Below are 21,623 nucleotides of genomic sequence, written 5' to 3' on the forward strand. Positions count from 1 at the left end.
GCGCGAACTGGCCTCACTACACGTCCGTGATCATGCCGATGCCCAGGGCTGCGTCGGCGCACCGGCCGCAGCTAATGACAACTTCACCCCCAGGCCGTCCGCCTTGTGTGCGACGACGGCAAGAGACGTGGGGGCGGTCGCCCCGATCTCAACTTGACCGAGTCCGCCCCCGGCGTTAGGTGGACTGACTGCCTGACGAGTTCTGGAGCAGTGGAAGTGTCAACACCTGCGCCACTAAACCTTCAGACGGTCTTCCGCAATTGGGGAGCAGACCGTAAGAACCTCGGTGAACACCCAAAGCCGGCCAGTTAGCGACACCCCAAAACCGGCCATTTCCTGAGGCCGGCGTCGAGACGTGAACCGCGCCAGGACGCCCTGTGCGTCTGTGGCCGCCATGGGGAACGTCTTGGACGCAAGCAAGCAGCAGCAAGTGGTGGCGCTGGGGCGCCTGGGCTGGTCGTTGCGGCGCATCGAGCACGCGACCGGCGTGCGCCGCGAGACCATTGGCGACTACCTGCGCGCCGCCGGCGTGCCGGTGCGCGGCCGCGGCCGCCCGCGCAGCGGCGTGATGGCCACGGTGGAGGCCGCGGCGGGCGCCGCGACCAGCGAAACGACGGCAAAGCCGGCCATTTCCTCGACCGGGGTGTCCACCGACTCACCGCCGGCGCGGGCGCCGAGCGCGAGTGCCTGTGTCGCGTACCGCGACCTGATCACCGAGGCGCTCGGGCGCGGCCGCAATGCGCGCGCCATCTGGCAGGACCTGGTCGACGATCACGGCTTCGCGGCCGGCTACGCCAGCGTGCGTCGCTTCGTGCGGCAGGTGCGCGGTGCGTCGACGCCCGCGGCGCGCGTCGTGATCGTCACGGCGCCGGGCGAGGAAGCGCAGGTCGACTACGGCGAGGGACCGATGGTGCGCCCGCCCGGCGGCGGTAAGTACCGGCGCACGCGCCTGTTTGTGCTGACGCTCGGCTACTCGCGCAAGACGGTGTACCTGCTCACGTGGCAGTCGAACGCGCAAATCTGGGCCACGCTCCACGAGCAGGCGTTTCGTCGCCTGGGCGGGGCGCCGCGCGTGCTCGTGCTCGACAACCTGCGCGAAGGCGTCCTCACGCCCGACGTCTACGACCCGACGATCAACCCGCTGTATCGCGATGTGCTGACGCACTACGGCGTGACGGCGCTGCCGTGCCGCGTTCGCGATCCCGATCGCAAGGGCAAGGTCGAGCGCAGTGTCGGGCACGCCAAGCAGACGCCGCTCAAGGGGCAGCGCTTCGAGTCGCTCGAAGCCGCCCAGGCGTATCTCGATCGGTGGACGGCGCACTGGGCCGACACGCGCATCCATGGCACCACGAAGCGGCAGGTCGCTGTCATGTTTGCCGAGGAGCAGCCCGTACTGCAGGCGCTCCCCGTCACGCCGTTTCGCTATTACCGGTACGGCACGCGCACCGTCCATCTCGATGGCTGCGTCGAGGTGGAGGCCGCCTACTACTCGGCCCCGCCAGGCTGGATCGGCCAGCGCGTGCAGGTGCACTGGACCGACGGGATCGTGCGGCTGCTCACGCTCGACGGGCAGCTGCTCCGTGAGCATGTCCGCGGGCCGCGCGGGCATCACCGCATCGCCCAGGCCGATCGGCCCGCGAAGACGCCGGCCTCCACGCTGGCCCTGCTGGCGCGGGCGCGACGCATCGGCGTCGCGCTGCACACGATCTGCATGCACATCCACACGCACGAGGGGGCGGCCGGCACGCGACGCATCCTCGGCGCCCTCGCGCTCGCGAAGCGGTACGGGCCGGTCGTGCTCGACGACGCCGCCAAGGCGGCGCTCGAGCTGCGCGTGCCCACGTATCGCTTCCTCCGTCGCTATCTCGAACGGCATCCGCCGCTGACGCTCCGGCAAGTCGATCCCCTCATCCGCCAACTCACCGTGTATCGCGATCTCATCGATCGCACGACAGGAGACCCGACATGACGCTCCCCGAACTCGACGCCGCTCTCCGCAAGCTGCGCCTCTCCGGCATGGCCGATGTCCTCGAGGCGCGGCTGCGCCAGGCGCAACAGGAGCGCCAGGCTCCCATCGATCTGCTCTCGGCGCTGGTCGGCGACGAGCTGCTGCGCCGCCAGGATCGCTTGCTCGCGCGCCGGCTCCAGCAGGCCCGCTTCCGCGACGCCGATCGCACGCTCGACACCTTTGACTTTGGCTTCAACCGGAAGATGCCGCAGGCGCTGATCCACGACCTCGCCACCGCGCGCTTCGTCGCGCAGCGCGAGGACGCGCTCTTGCTCGGCCCGCCGGGCACCGGCAAGAGCCACCTCGCGCAAGCGCTCGGCCGCGCCGCCATCCTGCAGGGCTATCGCGTGATCTATCGCGAGGCGCACATCCTCCTCGAGGAGATCACCGAGGCGAGCGTGGAGGGCACCCGCAAGGCTCTGATGCTGGAGCTGACGACCGTCCCACTCCTGATCATCGACGACCTCGGCATGCGCAAGCTGCCGCACACGGCCGCCGAGGACCTGCTGGAGGTGATCATGCGGCGCTACGAACGTGCCTCGACACTGCTGACGTCCAATCGCCCCGTCGACGACTGGGGCAAGCTGCTGGGCGACACGGCGGCCGTCACCGCGCTGCTCGATCGGCTTCTGCACCATGCCCATGTGCTCAAGTGCGGGCCCCGCAGCTGGCGGACCAAGGTGCACACCGACTTGCGTCCGGAGGCGCTGCCGCAGTAGAACTCAGGTCGTCTCGACACCCGCCAGCAATGGCCGGTTTTGCCTGTCGATGAAATGGCCGGTTTTGACCCGTCCACCGAGGACTACCGGTGGGAATCTCCTCAGATCGCGCGGCTTGCGGATGCGGTGAGCTCTAGGCTGAACGATCCAGATCCAAAGGTGCGAGCCGCGGCCGTCGGCGTGCTGCATGGACGAGAGCTGATGCCCGAACAGAGGCGTGCCACTTGTGTCGGTGGTGCGCAGCGCGCGATGCGTGTTGAGGGCGGACAGGCGTACCTCTCGGATACCACGGTGCAGCGGCTCAGCGCTCTGGTACGCGACCCCGACCGCGAGGTCCGTAGCTCGGTGCGGCTGGCCCTGTTCAGCGGCGCGACCGTGGACGATGCCTATGTCGATCTGCTGTCCGAGGCCGGCGAGGACACGGAGCTGGACGTCCGCACCGGCTGGTACGTCGGGATGCAGCGGATCGGTGCGGATGTGGAGCGCGCCGTCGCCGTAGCCGAACGGCTGACGACGGCTCCCGTGCCGACACGAAGGGAAGGCTGCCAGGCCATAGCGCTATGGGAGGCTGAAGCGCAACTCTTCGACAGTCTCCAGTCGTGGGAAGCGCAGGAAACGGACCCAGCAACCAAGGCCTGTCTGGGCGAGGTCGTCACGCGGCATGCACAGCGACTGACCTATCTGAAGGCGAACGCGCCTGCGCTCGCCCGCGTGCGTGCCCTCGAGTTGCTGGTCGAGGGGGTGACGGACATGGCACAGGCAGTGCCGCAAGTGCGCGAAGCCCTGCGCGACGCGGACGCGCTCGTTCGCGTCGCGGGACTACGGCTCGTCGTGGATTGGACGATCGGGCAGCTGGAGTTCGATGTGGACGAAACGGACTCGTTCGGCGGTCTTGGTGTTCCTGCGCTTCGGACGGTGACGCTGGACGACTTCAGTACCCAGATTGCGGCCCTCATGAACGACACCGAGCCAGGTATCCAGGGCGTTGCGATGGAGTTGTTCTCCAAAGCCGACCTGATGCGCCAGCTTGGCCCAAGGTTGCAAAGCGCCGAGCTGGGGCCTTCGGTCGACATGCCAACGTTGTCGCCGCCCGTCGTGGCGCGCTTGTCCAGCGTGCCGGCCACGGCCGATGCCTTCGTGCGACAGGTGGCGGCGCGCACGCTGCTGCGCTACGCGCCGGTCGATGCGGCACACATCACCAGAGTGATCGAGGGATTGACGTCCGCTCAGGCGGAGATCGCTGAGGAAGCCGCCAGCAGCATCCAGCGCCTCGGGTCCCACCAGCGGCTGTTGACATCATTCATGAGCCGCATCGGACGCCTCGCGCCGTCCGCGAGACATCAGGCCGTGCAAGGCGTGGCGACTCTTCTGCTGATAGACGACGGTCGCGATCGTCTCGAAGCGTGGGCCAAGGACGAGGGCACGTCGCCTCTTGCCCGTGATCTGCGTGCCTTGCTCGACGAGTTGCCCGGGGGGCGGTGAGACCCGAGGCCAGCCTGGCCGCGATGAGACTGTTGATCAGCGTCACTGCGTCCATGTAGCGGCGCACAAACTCGTCGAGCACCACTATCGCGGCAATGATCGTACGCAGGCGAGGGCGCGTCGCGTGCGATGCATCAGCTCAATCGTAGCGCCCCCAGGCCCAACAGCCGCGCCCGACGGCGATGCTCAGGATCCGGCATGCAACCGCTTCAGCAGTTCTTGCTGTAAGGCGAGTCATGCTCACGGCGCCCAGTAGCAGACTCAAGTGCGACGACATCGGGCCGATTGACAGTCGATGAGCGTCGCTGCATACCTGGTCGGCTTCCTCCTCATGGGCGCCATCGGGGCCATGGAGCTTCTTGGCGTGGTCGACCGCCCGGTGGACTCCGTTACATGCAGTGGCCTCGGTTCGTTGCGTCTCGGGATGACCGAGCCCGAGGTGCTCAGCGTGATCGGTCACCCGGTTCATGAGCATCCCACGGATCCCGGTGCCGACTGGAACCTTCCAAGAGCGCAATGGCCGCCGGAGGTGACCTGGGAATACACGGAACGAAGGTTCAGCGCCGGCAAAGTGCCACTCGACCTCAACTTCTCCCAAGGGCGGCTTGTCCGCGTCCACGTTTGGTTGAAGACGTTTTGGTTCCACCAGGAGGGCTACACGATCATGAGCCTACGCGAGGACGGTTGGCGCAGCGGCGACCTGTTCGAGCAATATGTGTGTCGGGACGGCCGCCGGGTTGGTCGGCCGTATGTGCGACAAGGGCTAGCAGGCGCTTGCTTACTGGTTCCGATCGCGTTGATCCTACGCCGCCGCAGGCAAGCGGCGGCCGAGCACGTAAGAGGCCTCTGACGCTTGGTTGCGATTGGTCTCCACGGACCGAACATCACTGCTCCAAGCCTTCCGCGCCACGGACGGACTGCCCGTCGTGGCCGTGCCTGCTTCGGGGCGACCCGCCCACGAAGCGGTGCGATGGCCAGTGTGGGAAGCCGTGAACGCATCGGCGGAACTTCTGGTGCCGTCGCTATGGAGTACTCGCTCGACGAGCTGCGCACGAACAACGCATGTCGCAGTGTCCGGAACCTAGTGAAGGAAGCCACGCTGAGCGATGCATGAGGCGCGCGCGAGGGCAGGCAATCCTGTCAAAGGCTTGGAGCAAGTGCTGAAGTGGAGATGCACTCCAGGGGTCGCGACGCTCGTTGCAGTCGTGTGCGTCGGCGCAGGCTGCAGCGAGCGGCTTGTCCGGAACTATTCGTGCGAGCAGCTACGCCAGATCCATGTGGGCGACGCGCCGGAAGAGGTCCTGGTACATCTAGGTCAGCCGACTGCTAAACAAGAAGACTATTTTGACAATCCTGACGGTTCCGTGCGCAAGGGAAAGGCCTGGTACTACCACGTCACGAACGATGCGGTGTTCGTGGCGTATCGCGACTCGCTCCGCGTAGATTTCGTAGACTCCAAAGTCAGGGCGGTCGTAGCTCACCGCCGCGTGGCGCCGAACGTCTTCGGCAGCCAAGGGGCGGCATCGTTGCTGCGGGTGTCTGCCGCGCCGAAAGGCGGAGGAGAGTTGCGGCGAGAAGGCGAGCTGTTTACCGTGGTGTTTCCGTGTCGCAAGGCATCCTGACAAAGAGAATCGGTGCACGAGCCTGTAGTGGGGGCCGGTCGTCGAACCCTCCACCCTTGGACGAGTGCCTCGCCGCGGTCCCAGGGGCTCTTTACGCTGCGGCCGGATGGGCAAGTGGAGCCGTTCCCGCGGCCACAGTATCCCGCGCCCAGTCAGCGAACGACCCTGACACTCGCAACGATCGATCACATCGCGATGGCTCTGGGCTAGCGACCGTTCGACGTCACTGAGCGCTGAGCGGAGGCCTCGGAACTCACGTTGTCCTGTTGAGGCTCACACCGGGCGCAATCCGTCACCGTCGCGGCGGCAGCAGGTGAGGAGGGCAAGGTGGACGAGGAAGAGGTGTGTGTGAGCGCGGAGACTGCGAAAGGTCCTGGACTCAGGAATCGTGGGGACCTCGCGGCTCGTGCTCCGTACGCCAGTCGTCGCCGCGCGGTGTCTATCCATGTTGTGCCCCGCTGGGTGGCTGCCGCTCTCGTGCTGCTGATCGCGTGCGGACCAGCCTGTGCTCGGCGTTCGCCGCGCGTACGGCCCGAGCGAGCGCCGCTTACTCAACCGATCGAACTCGTCGCCGGCGCCGAGTGGGCACCCATCATCGACGCGTGCGGCGGAATGGGCACCCGGATATTGGAAGGGCGCTTCGACGGCGATCGGCTGCAGGTGATCGACCGTTCGGATCGCCGCGACGTCTCCGTGCCGCCTGATGCCGTCCGTGCCGTCGTCAAGGACGAACGGCCGGAGCGAGTGCATTGGGTGCCGCGGGCCGAAGGCCGCGGCTACCTCGTGCTCGTCAGTCACGGCGACTTCGGGGACTGGCTGCACCTCGTCGCCACCGATGGTCGGGTGGAGGACACGCGACAGAACCTGCATGCCTCGTATCTGGCGTCGCCGGAGACGGGGCGTCTCGGTTCGTGCTGCTCCTTGGCGTCAGGAACGACGACGCGCAGTTGACGCTCGTGCAGGAACACCCGATCGGACAGCTGCGCGTCTCCGCCACGGTGGCGCTCGCTGGCTGGCCCATGGCCCTGACCCCAAGTCGCGGTGCCCCCGGCGTGTGGGTCCTGACAGCGAGCGGCGTGTTCCTGATGGAAGCGAATGGCGAGGTCACAATCGCGCATCTCTTTGACCATCGCCTGTGGGGTCCGACCACGCTGACCTCGAACGCCGACGGTACGCGCCTGGCCGTCGGTACTCCGTTTCGGCTGATCACGTTGCGCGTGGAGAGCGGTCGCATTCAGGGTGAAGCATGGTGGCATCCTGCGAGTTGCCGCGTGCTGGACGACGCCTGCCGGTGCCACCGGTGAATGCTACGTGCCGAACAGCCGCCAGGGGCGCCGAACTTCGCTCTGCAGATTCCTGCGATGCAGAGGGGGTTGCCGCGCTGGTCGGCGTTGGTCGCAGCAGCCGCAGCCAGCGGTGTCAAGCGGTACTTCCAGTCGAGAAGTCGACCATGGCGAAAGAACGCACTCAGGTGTCCTCAATGTCCGCGTGCTTCGCGCTGATGCTCCTGGCATTGCTTCAGGCGTGCGGCACCCAGGACCAGAGCGGGTCTAGTAGCGTTCCACGTTATGTGCCGGGCACTGAGCCAATAGCAGAAGTGGCACGACAGGCTCGTGAGCGGGGCGAATTAGACATTGCAAAGGAGATCGTGTTCGAGACGACCATGAGCCCTCAGATGGCCGCAACGGTCACCGTCGCCGTGGTGACCGGTGTCAACGCGACGCCAGTGTCGACGTTGGAACAACGGACGATTGGTACATGGTACGAGGTCGGTGTCGACCGTGTGCTGCGTCGGGGCGGGTCCGAGGATGTTGGGGTATGTCAGGAACTGCGCGTACCCGAGGGCATTCGAGCCGGGCAGGACAGGTGGGCGCTGTGGCTGCCGGGTGGAACCATCGTTGTTGACGGCGTCCGCATCGCGCATCGGTTCGCAGGCGAGCAGGGGCACCTTCAGCCAGGGCAGAAGTACCTGGTGTTGGGGCGCGACTGCGGCAGCACGTTCGAACCGTTGTATGGCCGCGAAGGCGTGTACCACGTCGATGGCGACATGCGCCTTCGGAGATTCCGCATCACCGAAACGACCTTGACCGAATTCATCGAGGCGCTTGGCAACGTTGACGGCGTCCACCGGTGGCTCGAGCATCGCGCGCGCCTCCGGTAACAGCTGATCGAAGACGAAGGCCACGAAGGTTGGCGTGTCGTCTGCAGGGTCCGGTGTGACGACGTTCATCTTGGGCGCGCGTCCCTCGGCCGTCGCTGCGCCATGCGCCGTGCTGGACGGCGGCGGCTGGCAGCGAGTGACTGGCCTCCCGGTCCGAAAGCCGCCATGATCGTTTGCCGCGATCCGTCCTCACTGAGTTCGAAGCTGTCGGTGTCAGGGAGCGCATCGGCACGCCCTTGCCGTCTCAGACGACGACGTCGACGAGAATCGTCGTCGTGGCAGTCCGCAGCGCGGGTTGCTAAGCGCGGACGCCAGTTCGGGAGGCCGATGCACAGGCAAACGACGAGGAGCGCACGTGTCGCCGCGTCATCCTCCTCAGGGGCTTGGGCGTCGTTCGCACAGCGCCGGACCTATTGCTGAGGTCTCGTCGTGGGCGAGGGGGCTCCCGCCGCGGACAGGGCGGCCTTGCAGTGACAAGGCGAATGCATTACCTTGAATAGGTCGTCTAGGAGGTCCAATGGCACCCATCATCGAGGCCGAGTCGACGTTGACCGACCGGTACCAGACCACGGTCCCTGAACCCGTGCGGCGCGCGCTCAAGCTCAGCAAGCGCGATCGCCTGCACTACACGGTGCGGTCGACGGGCGAGGTCGTCCTGGCGCGTGCTGGCACCCCCGAGGACGCTGACCCGGCGCTGGCGCCCTTTCTGGAGTTGTTGGCGCGCGACCTTGCGGCGCACCCAGAACGCGTCCAGGGGCTGGACGCGGCATTCGTGCATCGCCTCAAGGGCCTCGTGGCCGACGTTGACGTCGATCTCGACGCACCGCTGCCCGATGCGGAGGCGTGAGTGCCGCGGCCGTGCCGACCGTGGTCAACGGCTGGACGCTGTTTGCACACCCGCTCTTCCTGAGCCAGGTCGACGCACTGGCCACGGAGGTGGAGGAGCTGCAGCGCAAGGATCCGGACGGGTTCGGCCGGCGGAACGCGACGAAACGCCTGGCCGCGATTACGCGCCTTGCCTTCGAGGTGATCCCAGCGGACCCCTCGCGTCCAGAGTACCGGCAAGGGCACACGCTTGGCATTGCACATGCGCACTGGTGCCGCGCGAAGTTCTTCCAGCAGTACCGTCTGTTCTTTCGCTATCACGCGCCGAGTCGCGTGATCGTGTTTGCCTGGGTCAATGACGAAGACTCGCGGCGTGCGTACGAGAGTCAGCACGACGCCTATCGCACCTTCCGGAAAATGCTCGACCGAGGCCACCCACCCGACGACTGGGACGCACTGCTGGCCGAGTCGCGTGCCTTCAAGACGCCGCGCGGGAGATAAGGCACACACCATCAGGGCGCACGATGTCGAGTCTCAAGGACGCCATCGATCCGCGCAGTAAGGGTATGTCCATCGCCTCGGCATCTCGTCCTGCACACCGGAGGGCTTTGATCCAGTTTCGTAGACACCTTTTGAAAGGTGGATACGATGGCCCGCATGGCCCCCGAGACCCCGCAGCGTCGCCCGCGACGTAGCTTCGATGACGACTTCAAAGCCCAGGCCATCCGCCTGGTCCTGGACGAAGGCAAGTCCGTGGGCGCGGTGGCCCGCGACCTGGATCTCACCGAGTCGGCCCTGCGCCAGTGGGTGGAGCGCGCCCGGGCCGATCGCAGCGGCGGCCGCACCGGCTTGACGACAGCGGAGCGCGAGGAGTTGGCCAAGCTGCGCAAGGAGAATCGCGAGCTGCGGATGGAGCGCGACATCCTAAAAAAAGCCGCGGCCTTCTTCGCGAAGCACCAAGCGTAAGGTTCGCTTGGATCGCCACGGAGAAGGCCACGTCCCCGTTATCGGCCCTCTGCCGGGTCCTGCGTGTCACGCGCGGCGGGTTCTACGCGTGGCAGCGTCGACCGGCCCCGCCGCACGCGAGACGCGACGCGGAGCTCGACGTGCACATCCGCGCGCTGTTCACGCGGGCGCGCCAACGATACGGCAGTCCTCGCATCCATGAGGACCTGCGGGAGGCGGGCCACCGGGTCAGCCGCAAGCGCGTGGTGCGGCTAATGCGCACGGCCGGCCTGCGGGCACGCCTGCGGAAGCGCTATCGCGGTACGACCATGAGCGAGCACGATCAGCCGGTCGCGCCCAATCACCTCGCGCAAGCGTTTGTCGCCGACGCCCCAATCAGCGGTGGGTCGGCGACACGATGGAGTTCGTCATCGCCAACAACGGCAAGCTGTATCTCGCCGCGATCCTCGACTTGTACTCGCGCTTCGTCGTGGGCTGGGCCGTGAGTGCGGTCAACGACCGCCATCTGACGCTGCGGGCCCTCGACGTGGCGCTCAACCGGCGCGGGCTCCTCCCTGGCTTGCTGCATCACTCGGATCAGGGCTGTACCTATGCCAGCCACGACTACCAGCGCGTCCTCGACGCGCGGGGCATCGTCTGCAGCATGAGTCGTCGCGGCAATTGCTACGACAATGCCGTGATGAAAAGCTTCTTCGCCACGGTGAAGAGCGAGCTCGCCGAGCGCTTCGACAGCTTCGGCGAAGCCAAGATGGACTTGTTCGATTACCTTGAGGTGTTCTACAACCAGCAGCGCCGTCACTCGACGCTCGGGCAGATCAGCCCGGCCGCGTTCGAGCGTCGGTTCTCCGCGCAGGCGGCGTAGTGAACCTGTCTACCGAAGTGGATCAAGCCCAATGCGATTGACACCCCCTGGCTTCAGGGGGTGGTTCTGCAGGTAGCGTCCTTACGGGTCATAGCTGTTGCGCTCTGGCTCGTGTTGATATGCAGCGCATGTTCCTCGCGCTTCGAGGGTCCGCACAATGACGTGGGGTTTCTTGAGTTAAGCGGCGCGGACCGCCTTGTGGTGACGGCCACGCGCACCGGAGCAATTCTGCTCGACACGCGGGATGAAAACAAAGTGTCGGCGGCAGTCGCGTTTGCGCAGCGGCATCATGATGGCTGGCGTGAATTCTGGCCTGGGCCGCTTGCGCCGGAGATCGTGTTGGATTTCTACAAGGATAAGCATGGTGTCGGCACCTTCGGTGCGGCCGAGACATACCTGACTCTGAGTGGCTGGTCGCGACCAACGGACGCGCGTGAGATTGAGGCGCTCCTGAAGGTATTAGACGTGCCGTGGTAGCCCTTGTCCGAATCGGGGTTCCACCAGCCCGTGTTGTCGGCGATTCACGTCGCGATCGCCCAGGCCGATTACGACTCAATGCGCTGGACACCGCTGATCGTCGCTCCTTCAGTGCCCGACACCTGTTCGTAGCTGCGCTTGATAACGGCGAGCACTCACAGGCGACCGCTTCTAGCCGCTGTCGGTCTTCGAGCAACACATGTCCGCGCTCTGGAGTAAAAGCTCAAGCTCATGCGGCGTTCCCGACAGTCTTACAGCAGTGAAGCACGTTCTTCTTGTATAAGGGAGGACCACAGAACAGATCATCATCGGCGGACATTGCTCCTGACCGGATCAGGCCGCCTTTCGTGTCGAGAGAAATAGAGATGGCCCGACTCTTGTGGCTGACCTTCGCTGTTTCCGCCTATCTATCGTACCTTCCCGCAAGTGGACATCCCCAGCCGGCTCACACGGCAGACCCTGTCGCGGATTGGCTGCGAGCCCGGATCAGGACGTTGGCACCAGGCGGTAGCGGGGATGCGTCCGCGCTGGAGCCGCTGAGGGACGTACTTCAAGGTGCGCAAGTGGTCGGGCTCGGAGAGTCTACCCACGGTACGCGCGAGTTCTTCCAGTTCAAGGAACGGCTTGTACGGTTCCTCGTCACCGAGCTCGGGTTCAACGTGGTGGCCATCGAGGCCGGACTTGCCGATATGGAGCCATTGAATGAGTACATCGTCGAAGGAACGGGCACGCTCTCGGCGGCCCTCGCGACGCAGGGCTATATCGCTTACAACAATGAGGACTTCGTTAGGTTGATGGCGTGGCTCCGTGCCCACAACCGACGCCTGCCTGTTGAGCGTCGCGTGCAAGTGGTCGGCCTCGATATCATGACAAACACGCGCGGTCGAGCCCGTGTCCTCGACTATCTCCGTGCCCACGACCCTCGCCGCGTCCAGGAGGTCGAGTCCGTGTTCCGGACGCTTGCCGAGGAGCAGGCGAAGACGCCTTTGAGTTTTAGTCGGGAGCGCCTCAACTCGGTGCTGCCGCAGTTAAATGCGTTGCACGAGTTCCTTAAGGCAGAACGAACTCGACTCGCGAGCACCAACAATGTTGCGCAGCTCGAGACGCTCATCAGATACACCAAACAGATGGTCTGGTGGTCGGGTGGCACGGCGGACGACGGTACTCCAGTTGGTCGGTCACGAGCCATGGGGTTCAATGTTCTGGAAATACTGTCACACAGGCCGGGTGCAAAGGTGATTGCATGGGCCTTCAACAGCCATGTCGCACGAAGATCGAGCGGCGCGACCTCTATCGGAACGGAGGTGAGCAAAGTCGTTGGTGACCGCTACTACGGGATGGCGTTCGAGTTCGGGCAGGGAGTGGCGCAGGTGCGGCCTCCCGACACCCAGGGTCAGTTGGGGCCGCTCCAACAGATGCAGGTGCCAGCAGCGCCGTTTGGATCACTGCCTTGGTTATTATCGGAAGTGACCGCCGAGGACTTCTTTGTGGACCTTCGCTCTGGCCACACGACTGACGTAAAGCGTTGGCTAGAGCAGCCCATTCCGGCTCATTGGGTAGCGTGGAACCAGCAACCAGGTAAGCCCACCGTAGCCAACGACACAGTCGGTGACTATGATGGCCTGTTCTTCGTACACCGCGCCTCAGCCGCTCGCCCGACAAAGGCTGCCAAACAACAGGCCGCGAGCGGTGGCGGCATTTGAAGCTGACGCGAGTCTCGCACCATCGGCGGCGACGGTCGTGCTGTGCTCACGTACATCCCGTAGTGTGTCTGCAAGAGTTGTCATCAGGCTGCGCGCCCCGGCGCTTCGCTGAATCTGACCAATACCATACTGCTGCAACTACGTCCTCCCCGTAGGGCAGGTGTATGCAGCAGGAGTCGCCGGCAGAAGGAACACGGTTGCCACGACGCGCAGGACACGAGCTGCGGTCCATTGCGTCCAGCGCCGCAGCATCGTAGACTCGCGCTCATTTATTTATGAGGGAAGGGTTTGCGTCCGAAGGTGCGACGCTCACGAACCTCGTCCTTCGTCCACCGAAAGGAGCCTCTATGATGACGCGGTTGCTGCTAGCGATGATCGTGATGTCTCTGTTCTCCCAGGTCGGCTCGGCGCAGTCCGCGCCCGTTACCGAACGCCCCGCCGCACTCAATCGCCTCAACTTCCTGGAAGGGCGATGGCGGATGAAAGGGTGGGGGCCCGGTGAAAAGGGGCGGGAGAACTTCGAGTTCACGACTCGCTGTGAGTGGGTGTCACGCTTCTTGATGTGTCGCGAGGACGCACCAAAGCCAGGGGAATGGCCGGGGTTCGCGGTCTATTCGTACAACGATCGCAAGGGCCGCTATGAAGGGCTGTTCGCGGACGAGCGCGGCCAGACCGCCGCTCACCCGGTGCGATGGGAAGGAGAGAAGATGATCTCCGAATACGAGTACCACGTCGAAGGTGCCTACCACCTGGTTCGCCGTACGATGGTGGCCAAGGGTGAGGGTGCCTATCAGTGGACGGTAGAAGACCTTGCCGATGACAAGGTCACTGTGGTGATCGACATCACCGGGACACGACTGGACAAATGATGTTGCTCCGGGCAGTCCTGACCCTGCTGCCGCTCGTCACTTGGGCCAGCCACGCGATGGCGGCGCCTCAGTCCTGCGAGCACCTGACGCAGCTCCGATTGCCGGACACCACCATTACCCTGGCGGTCAGCACCGCCGGCACCTTCACGCCGCCGGCGGGTAACCCGCTCGAGGGCCTGCCCGCGTTCTGCAGGGTCGTAGGCGTCATTCGGCCGACGAGCGATTCGCACATCGAGTTCGAGGTGTGGATGCCTGCGGCGGGCTGGAACGGTAGGTTCTACGGCCTCGGCAATCCCGGTGCTGGCGGCGAGATCCAATATGTGCAGATCGCGCAGGCCGTGCGCCGCGGATATGCCGTCGCATCCACCGACACGGGCCACAAAGGCGGCATCACCGACGTGAGTTGGACCCTAGCAGCCCGTGGTGAAAGTGCTGCCTGAGCTGGGCGATGGGATCGACACCATCGAACCCGCTCGATAGACTGCGACGCATGGCGATGGGCACGCGGCAGGACGAGCAGGCACCGCTCTGGATCGCGACGTCGGAGCTGCCCACCGGTCCTGGCCATCCGTTCTACACGCGGCTCACTTCGGTGCTCGACGCGGCGGGCTTCGATCGCTACGTCGAGGACGCCTGCCGCGGCTTCTACGCGCCGCGCATGGGCCGTCCCGGGCTGGCCCCGGGCCGCTACTTCCGCCTGCTGCTGGTTGGCTACTTCGAAGGCCTGGACTCCGAGCGCGGCATCGCGTGGCGGGCGGCCGACTCGTTGGCGATCCGTCGATTCCTGCACGTCGGGCTCGAGGACGGCACGCCGGATCACTCGACGATCTCGCGCACGCGTCGCCTGATCGATGTGGAGACCCACCGGGCCGTCTTCACGTGGGTCCAGGCACAGTTGGTGACGCACGGGCTGCTCACTGGCAAGACGATCGCGGTGGACGCGACGACGCTGGAAGCCAATGCGGCCATGCGCAGCATCGTGCGGCGCGACACCGGCGAGACGTACCAGGCCTACCTCACGCAGTTGGCCGCGGCCTCGGGGATCGAGACGCCCACACGCGAGGCGCTCGCGCGCTTCGATCGACGCCGCAAGAAGAAGGGATCCAACGACGACTGGACGCATCCGGACGATCCCGACGCGAAGATCACCAAGATGAAGGACGGGCGCACGCACCTAGCACACAAGGCCGAGCACGCGGTCGATGCCGACAGCGGCGCGATTGTCGCGGTCACAGTCCAGGGCGCCGATGTCGGCGACACGAGCAGCGTGGTCGAGACCGTCGTCGAGGCGGCCGAGCAATTGGAGCGGGTCGGCGCGCCGGCACAGCTCGACGAACTGATCGCGGACAAGGGCTACCACGCCAACCGCACCCTCATCGATCTGCACGCGCTCGGCATCCGCGCCTACGTCTCGGAACCGGACCGCGGTCGCCGTCGGTGGGACCAGGCCCCCGATGCGCAAGCGCTCGTCTACGCGAATCGCCGACGCATCCGCGGCCGCCGCGGTCTCGCGCTCTTGCGCTGCCGTGCCGAACGCGTCGAGCGCTCGTTTGCGCATCTGTACGAAACCGGCGCAATGCGACGGACGCACCTGCGCGGGCATCAGAACATCCTCAAGCGGCTGCTGGTGCACGCCGGCGGCTTCAATCTGGGGCTCGTCATGCGCCAGCTGGTCGGCGCAGGCACGCCGCGGGGCCTGCAGGCGCGTCTCGGTCCCCTTGTCGCCCTGCTGGTCATGCTCACGGACGCCCTGGCGGCGCGGTGGCCGATCCTGACAACCACGACCGACACACCAGTCGCCGACCTGGTTTATCTGCGCAACTCGCTCGCCGAGGCAGCGCGACCCTGACTCAGTGACTTCCACCACGGGCTGCTAACAGAGCCGCGACCGGCGTAACGAGTCCGTCGCTTATCGTCACCGCTTGACCGCCAAGGGCTGCCTACCTGCGTGCCCGCGTGCTTCCGGTCACGCGCGACCGCAGCGCGACGGCCGACACAACCCCACGCACCGTCGCGCGAGTGATGGAGCTAGACATTCTCCGGAACGCCGACGTCTCGCACTCTCACCACGTCTGGATGACGGGAACTCGCGCGAGAGATCGCAAGATGTTGTTGGCGACGGCAGGGCTCTCACCTCGACGTCAAGGTGAAGCCAGAAAGGCACAATCATCATCGTGCAACGGCGGCTCGCGATGACCGCTACCACACTTCCCGCGTATTGCGCTTATCTGCAGCCGCTCGCCAGCACGCCTTCTATCGCGGTGAGAAGATCGACGTCATTGACAGGGAAGCCGCCCGGATTGGCCGGCGGCAGGACACCATCCGAGCGCCACTCCATCAGCGTCGCGAAGTTGTCTGCCAGAATCTCCTCCGGGTGGATGATGTACGAGGAATTGCGCAGCATCAGCGGGATCCAGTTCGTGTTGCCGAAGTTGTACTTGATGAGATCGCCATTGTCGGCGCGGAGAGCTTCGCCGGTGCCGGCATCAACCGACACGAGAACGATGTCCAGCGCGTCGAAGATACTCGGCAGCTGAATGACCTCGTCCAACGGCAACAGAGATTGAATCACCGGCACGACTTCGGCGCTCCCCGACCCGGATTGAACAGTCAATGTGTGCAGGTACTCGAACGCGTCCGGGTTGCTCAGGCGACGATCCTCGAGCTCGGCTGGGTATTCGAACCCGTCCACGGTCTTGAATCCAAGAAGCGCATAGAGGTCATCCCGCAGAAGAGAATCCGTTCTCGATAGGACGTGAAACACCTCGTGCGCCAGCAGAAAGTAGGCGCGCCGTGCATCGGTCGTCGGCAGCGCGGTCATCGACTCAGGAAACATGATCGCGTGTCTCCGGGTGTAGGCCGAGTCGAATTCTTCCTGGCCGCTCGTCTTGACGAGGTCGATGTTCGGCACGTGGAGCTTCAAGCCGTTCATCGCGTCGCTCAACTTGTCGACCAACGCTTGCCAATTGGTCTTCTCGACCGCCGTCCAATCCAGGCCCGCGCCAGCGGCAAAGTCGAGGAACGCCTTCAGTGTGGTGGGCGCTGCCGTCCTTTGGCGCGCGCCCATGTCAAAGGCACTGAGTTGCCTGGCCCACCGGTCCTTGTGTCCCAGTGTGTTCTCCGCGCCATGAAGGTCCGCGAATTCCACCCGTTTCGACAGGGTGGGACCTTCGGCGCACGAAGACGCCTCTGCCGCAGCCTCCTGCGCCTGTGCGGCGGCCGCAGGGATCAGCAACACGACCGCGATGGCAGTAGCTGGAAGCAAACCGAGGCGCGCCTGCGGCGCGCGAAATTGTCCCAGTCTCATGATGTCTCCTTTCGATCCGAGGATCACGCCGAGTGGTGACGGGAATCGGCTCTGGAGGAGGAAGACGAAACGTGACGAGAAGGTTCCCGGCCTCGCGCCGCACGTCACCAGGTCGGCGGCTCGCGGCCCCACCCTTGAAACGGCAAGAAGGTAATGCGATAGCCGCTAGCCGACGTGGCGTCCGGAGCAATGCGAACGTTCGTCAACGACCGGAACTTGTCGAGAAGCGCATCACGCGACCAGGTATGCGGCGGTTGTCCCTCGGGCATCGGCCAGATCCGCACCGTGCCGTCCACGCTCGTCGAGGCGACGAGGCGTCCGGTTGGATCGATTCGAACCCCCCAGATGGGCCCTTGATGGCCGATCAGGAGGTGCGGCTCGTCGCCGGTGGCAGGACCGACCCGCACGATCCCATCCCGGCTGCCAGTCACCAGGCGCTTGCCTGAGGGATCCCACGCCATCAAGGTTACCTGGTCTCCGTGTGACGACAGCGGCCAGCCGCGCCGTTCGTGCAGGTCATACACAGATGCCGTACCCACAGGCTCTTGGACGTTGTCGCCGGTGTCGAGCAGGAGGACGTGTCGGCCATCGGGACCGAGGAATGCCCCGCCCGGCTGCGCCAGTAGAAGTTCGAAAGACCCTGTTTCCAAATCGAGGCGACGCAGTCCTCCAAAGCCCGCGATGAGCAGGCGGCCATCCGGCAAGAACGCGACGGTATTGATATCGTTTCCGTCGCCGGGATCGTAGCGCTTCACGGCGCCCGTCTGCAGGTCAAAAACGCGAATAACGTGGCGTTGTCCGCCATTCTCCGGGCCATCTGCAGCGATTCGGCTTCCCGTCGCATCGAAAGCCACCGCGTCCACCCACCCTTGGAAGCCGGGCAACTCCCTGAAGCCTGACCCTGCGACCGGCAGGATCAGCACGCTTCCAGACCGTGTGCCCGTGGCGAGAAACTGGCCATCCGGCGAAACGGCCAATTGGGACACGTCCGCAGCGATACGTCGGCGCGGGAAGCTGTTACCAGTCGAAGGCCAAATCTCAACGCCACCCACCCCGGCCGACGCAGCGATCCACTTCCCCTTCGGATCGAAGGCCACATCTCTCGGCGCGCCAGCGGAGACTCTCATGACTGAGGGCCAACGCCGTGTAAGGGGCCAGAATGTCACGCCATTCAGATCTTCAGCGGTCAGCCATCGCCCGGTTGGCTCGAACACGGCGCCGATCGTCGTGACGGGTCCGCGGCCGAGCGCCATCGTTTCGGCGTCCGGCGGACCAATCAGATCCCACATTCGTAATCCTTGCCCCGTGAGGGCCGCGACGATCCATCGGCCAGTGGAATCGAAGACGACGCTGCTGATCCGCTCCTCCGGTTTCAGTGATGAACCGGTCAGGTGCCGAGGCTCGCGCGCGTGTACCAGCGAGCCGAGCCGCAGCGCACCCGTGTCGTCCCGCAAAGCGATCTGTTCGCCGTTGCTGTCAAGCCAGAAGCTCGACACTGGCGCACTCGTCCGGAGCACGATGTGCTGTCCCGCTGCCCCGGCTTTGGACGTCGACGCGAGCACCTGCCGGTGACCGGGATACGAGACGAAGTAGCGATCACCTGACGCGTCGAACTGCAGTCGCAGCGCTCCACCGGAGAGGAAGCCCAGCCTGCGGGCATCTCCCGCGATGAGCGATCGCAGAACGATGTCTGCGCCAGAGCCGTTCGGCGCTCGCGTGATGAGCTTGTCGCCGCGCACGGCCAGGAGACCTTCGCCGGGGGTCTCGATCCGTTTCAGCAGCGTCAGCTCCGGGAGACCGATGACATCGACTCCCGCTGTCCCAGAACGCCGTCGCCCAAAGATCACGAGCCTGCGCCCGTCACTCGCGAACTGTGCGGTCACGTTGCGCAGGAACGAACTGCCCACATCGAATGGCCCCGACCCATCGCGCCGCCACACGCGCGCATCAGTTCCCGAGTCGACGAGCCATTCGCCATCGGTGCTGAACGCGAGGCTCGAATCGCCGCCGTTGCTTCCCTCGCTCCGCACGAACGCCAGCGGCCCTTTCCAGAGTTGGCGCAAGGCGAAGCGCCGAATCTCCGCCGTATCGGCGCGCTCCAAGGCGGCTATCGCGTGCGCGAACGCCAGCGTCGGGTTCCGGTCTTCCTCGAGCTGTCCGAGCGCAAGGAGCTGTTGTGCCTCGGTGCGGAGCGTCTGCTGCACCGCCCGCTGCTCCGCCGCGCGACTCCGAATCCATAGTTGGCTCACGACTACGAGTACGACCAGGAGCGCCGCAAAGGCAGTGCCGATCGCCATACCCATCTGGCGTCGTCGTCGGCCGGCCTGGGTTTCCATGGCTTTGCCGAACGCCTGCTCGAGCGCAGTCAGTCGACCGGCATAGCGCGATCTCCAGGCGACGTAGTCTGCGAAAGACGGTCCCGTCCACAAGAGACCGCCCGGTCGCCCTCGCTCGTCCCAAAGGCGTGCAGCCTGCCGGAGCTGGTCGCGCAGACGCGCCCCTTCGCTGTCCTGGTCGCGCCAGCGCGCGAGCCGGGGCCAGGACGCGAGCAACGACTCGTGAATGATCTCCACCTGACGGTGTCCGGTCGTGCCCGCGTCCTCGGGTGCCGCTTCGAAGGACGTCAGCAGACGCGCCTCGATGAGCCTGCCAAGGACCTCCTCCGCCTCGCGACGGTCGGCAAAGGCGGAGAGGAGTTCTTCCCATCCCTGGAGCGCCCGCGTTCCTTCGGCCGTGACGAGGTTGCGCAGGATCTCCCGCACGATCTGAACGCGCGCGGCACCGATCGTCTCGAGCGTCGCCTCGGCGTGCTGGGCAAGCGCGCCAGCCACGCCGCCGATGTCCTCGTAGCCACGGCGCGTGAGCAGGCCGCGCTCCCGATCGCGGTGCTCCCACAGGCGCGCCAATGCGAAGGCGAGCAGCGGCAGCGTCCCTCGTTCCTGGGCCACGTCGCGCAGCATGTCCTCCACGAGCCGCTCGTCTTCGAACCGATAACCGCAGACGAGTGCCGGCTGCACCAGTGCACGGCGCAGCGCGGCGCCGGCTGGCGGCGCGAGAGGGGTCAGGTCGGAGAACGCGGGGCGCAGGTCCTCGAAGGACTGGCACTGCAGCAGGAAATCATCTCGGATGGAGAGGAGGACGTGCACGTCGGCGTCGAGCACGAGTCGTCCCAGGAGCTCCGAGAAGCGATGCTGCACCTCGATCGGGTTCAGCGTGAACAATTCCTCGGCCTGATCGACGACAAGGAGCGCGTGATCATGCCGCTGGCGCCATCGTCGCGCCAGGAAAACAGACGCGGCGAAATCTTCGAGGTGGGGCAACAGGTGCCCGACTTCCGGATCGCCAGCCAGCTTCGGAGCCAGGGCCTGGGCCAGAGCGGCGAACGGCCTGTCCGCTGGTGCGCACACGATTGCCGACCAGCCAGCGGGGAGGGCCGGCACCAGCCCAGCCCGCACGAACGAGCTCTTGCCGGCGCCGGAAGGCCCGATTACGGCTCGCAGGCGAGGGCGTCGCAACTGACGAAGCAGCGACTCCACTTCGAGCTCGCGGCCGAAGAAGAAGCGCGTGTCCTCTGGTGTGAAGTGCAGAAGACCCGGATATGGACTCTGCTCGGCGCGACTCGTCTCCCGCTGCTCGACTTCCAGGGCGCGCGCCAGCGCACCCGCGGAGGAATAACGGGCCCCAGGTGAACGGCTCAGTGCCCGGCGGAGCACTGCACTCCAAGGTCCGGCCGAAACCTGAGGCGGGTCTCGACGCAACTCCGCCCACAGCCTGAGTCTGTCATTCGCTGATCCGCCCGTTCCGGTCGTCCTCGGCGAGACCATCTCCGCGAGAATCACGGCGGCCGAGAACACATCGGCGCGCGCGTCCACCAGAAGGCCGTCGGCCTGCTCCGGAGACATGTACCCCGGGGTCCCGACGATGGTCTCAGCCTGGGTATCGGTCAGGCTTCGGGCAATCCCGAAGTCCATGACCACAACCCGCTTCGACAGGGTCAGCATGACGTTCTCGGGTTTGAGATCGCGATGCACGAACCCGGCGGCATGGATCGCTTCCAGGCCAGCCAGCAGCTGTCCGGCGATCTCTCCCCCCCGGCCGAAGTCCAACGGCCCCTTCTCCGCAAGAAGTTCGGCGAGCGTGGTGCCGTCCACGAACTCCATCGACACCATCTCATGGCCGTCCTCGACTACAAGGTCGAACACCCGGCACACGTTGGCCGAGACGACCTGGCGCGCGCTACGCACCTCACTTCGTAGCAGATCCCGGGCGTGATCGTCCCGAATCAGGTCAGCCCGAAGCGCCTTCAGCGCCACTTCCATTCGGAGCTTCACATCGAAGGCATGCCACACCTCTCCCTGACCACCGCGACCGAGCACGCGCAGAAGCCGGTAGCGGCCACCAAGAATCAGGGCGGGCCGAAAGCCACTGGAGGTGGTAGGGAGGGCGGGCATGCCTCCGGAGTTCTGAGACACGGCTCCCTGGCTCTCGTCCACCGCGAGGTCCAGCAGGCACCTGGGGCACCGGCCTTCGAGCGCACCCCTGTCAATCAACGGCGCGCCACAGTCGTGACAGCTCGGCGAAGTCGACATCACTCCTCAGAGATCAGAAAGACGGAGGGGAGA

Annotated in this window: 17 protein-coding genes and 1 pseudogene; 16 read left to right on the forward strand and 2 right to left on the reverse strand. The window is 65.5% G+C overall.

The features are described from left to right. The first annotated feature begins 394 nt into the window (after positions 1-394). The 16 genes and pseudogenes from istA to LuPra_RS13850 all read left to right on the forward strand — a co-directional run bounded on the left by istA (position 395) and on the right by LuPra_RS13850 (position 15,543). Positions 395-1,969 (forward strand): IS21 family transposase, encoded by a 1,575-nt coding sequence (gene istA, locus LuPra_RS13775; RefSeq protein ID WP_110171280.1) that lies wholly within the window; start codon positions 395-397, stop codon positions 1,967-1,969. Continuing rightward, positions 1,966-2,727 (forward strand): IS21-like element helper ATPase IstB, encoded by a 762-nt coding sequence (istB, locus tag LuPra_RS13780; RefSeq protein WP_110171281.1) that lies wholly within the window; start codon positions 1,966-1,968, stop codon positions 2,725-2,727. Before istA ends, istB begins: the two co-directional genes overlap by 4 nt. Positions 2,728-2,928: 201 nt before the next feature. Then, complete coding sequence (locus LuPra_RS13785) at positions 2,929-4,209, forward strand: hypothetical protein (RefSeq protein WP_157899162.1); 1,281 nt, start codon at positions 2,929-2,931, stop codon at positions 4,207-4,209. Between the two features lie 295 nt (positions 4,210-4,504). After that, positions 4,505-5,059 (forward strand): hypothetical protein, encoded by a 555-nt coding sequence (locus LuPra_RS13790; RefSeq protein ID WP_110171283.1) that lies wholly within the window; start codon positions 4,505-4,507, stop codon positions 5,057-5,059. Between the two features lie 256 nt (positions 5,060-5,315). Then, a complete protein-coding gene (locus LuPra_RS31930; RefSeq protein WP_157899163.1) occupies positions 5,316-5,831 on the forward strand; it encodes a hypothetical protein in 516 nt (171 codons plus the stop codon). Positions 5,832-6,266: 435 nt separating this feature from the next. Next, positions 6,267-6,782 carry a hypothetical protein gene (locus tag LuPra_RS13800; RefSeq protein WP_157899164.1) on the forward strand — a complete coding sequence of 172 codons (516 nt, stop codon included), beginning with the start codon at positions 6,267-6,269 and terminating at the stop codon, positions 6,780-6,782. Beyond that, positions 6,743-7,135 carry a hypothetical protein gene (locus LuPra_RS13805; RefSeq protein ID WP_110171286.1) on the forward strand — a complete coding sequence of 131 codons (393 nt, stop codon included), beginning with the start codon at positions 6,743-6,745 and terminating at the stop codon, positions 7,133-7,135. Before LuPra_RS13800 ends, LuPra_RS13805 begins: the two co-directional genes overlap by 40 nt. Positions 7,136-7,494: 359 nt before the next feature. Then, entirely contained in the window at positions 7,495-7,992 is a 498-nt protein-coding gene (locus LuPra_RS13810) for a hypothetical protein (protein WP_157899165.1), read from the forward strand. A 517-nt stretch (positions 7,993-8,509) separates the two neighbouring features. Next, a complete protein-coding gene (locus LuPra_RS13815; RefSeq protein ID WP_110171288.1) occupies positions 8,510-8,839 on the forward strand; it encodes a type II toxin-antitoxin system PrlF family antitoxin in 330 nt (109 codons plus the stop codon). Beyond that, positions 8,836-9,318 carry a type II toxin-antitoxin system YhaV family toxin gene (locus LuPra_RS13820; RefSeq protein WP_110171289.1) on the forward strand — a complete coding sequence of 161 codons (483 nt, stop codon included), beginning with the start codon at positions 8,836-8,838 and terminating at the stop codon, positions 9,316-9,318. Before LuPra_RS13815 ends, LuPra_RS13820 begins: the two co-directional genes overlap by 4 nt. A gap of 156 nt (positions 9,319-9,474) precedes the next feature. Then, positions 9,475-10,645: pseudogene (locus LuPra_RS13825) on the forward strand (IS3 family transposase). A 162-nt stretch (positions 10,646-10,807) separates the two neighbouring features. Further along, positions 10,808-11,122, forward strand: coding sequence for a hypothetical protein (locus LuPra_RS13830; protein WP_157899166.1), 315 nt, complete (start codon positions 10,808-10,810; stop codon positions 11,120-11,122). A 563-nt stretch (positions 11,123-11,685) separates the two neighbouring features. Further along, positions 11,686-12,825, forward strand: coding sequence for an erythromycin esterase family protein (locus LuPra_RS13835; RefSeq protein WP_157899167.1), 1,140 nt, complete (start codon positions 11,686-11,688; stop codon positions 12,823-12,825). A 347-nt stretch (positions 12,826-13,172) separates the two neighbouring features. Continuing rightward, the gene (locus LuPra_RS13840) at positions 13,173-13,694 is read left to right on the forward strand and encodes a hypothetical protein (RefSeq protein ID WP_110171292.1); all 522 of its coding nucleotides are present in this window, start codon (positions 13,173-13,175) and stop codon (positions 13,692-13,694) included. Next, positions 13,691-14,134: a tannase/feruloyl esterase family alpha/beta hydrolase gene (locus LuPra_RS13845; RefSeq protein WP_110171293.1), complete on the forward strand. Its 444-nt coding sequence runs from the start codon at positions 13,691-13,693 to the stop codon at positions 14,132-14,134. Before LuPra_RS13840 ends, LuPra_RS13845 begins: the two co-directional genes overlap by 4 nt. An 8-nt stretch (positions 14,135-14,142) precedes the next feature. Further along, the gene (locus LuPra_RS13850; RefSeq protein WP_234800879.1) at positions 14,143-15,543 is read left to right on the forward strand and encodes a transposase; all 1,401 of its coding nucleotides are present in this window, start codon (positions 14,143-14,145) and stop codon (positions 15,541-15,543) included. 375 nt (positions 15,544-15,918) lie between these two features. Here the strand turns inward: LuPra_RS13850 and LuPra_RS13855 are convergent, their stop codons facing one another. Together LuPra_RS13855 and LuPra_RS13860 are read right to left on the reverse strand one after the other, a co-directional pair. Further along, the gene (locus LuPra_RS13855) at positions 15,919-17,001 is read right to left on the reverse strand and encodes a hypothetical protein (RefSeq protein WP_157899168.1); all 1,083 of its coding nucleotides are present in this window, start codon (positions 16,999-17,001) and stop codon (positions 15,919-15,921) included. A gap of 104 nt (positions 17,002-17,105) precedes the next feature. Continuing rightward, positions 17,106-21,452, reverse strand: a complete 4,347-nt coding sequence (locus LuPra_RS13860; RefSeq protein ID WP_162271391.1) for a WD40 repeat domain-containing serine/threonine protein kinase — start codon at positions 21,450-21,452, stop codon at positions 17,106-17,108. Positions 21,453-21,623 lie beyond the last annotated feature (171 nt).

Source organism: Luteitalea pratensis (assembly GCF_001618865.1).
Classification (GTDB): Bacteria; Acidobacteriota; Vicinamibacteria; order Vicinamibacterales; family Vicinamibacteraceae; genus Luteitalea; species Luteitalea pratensis.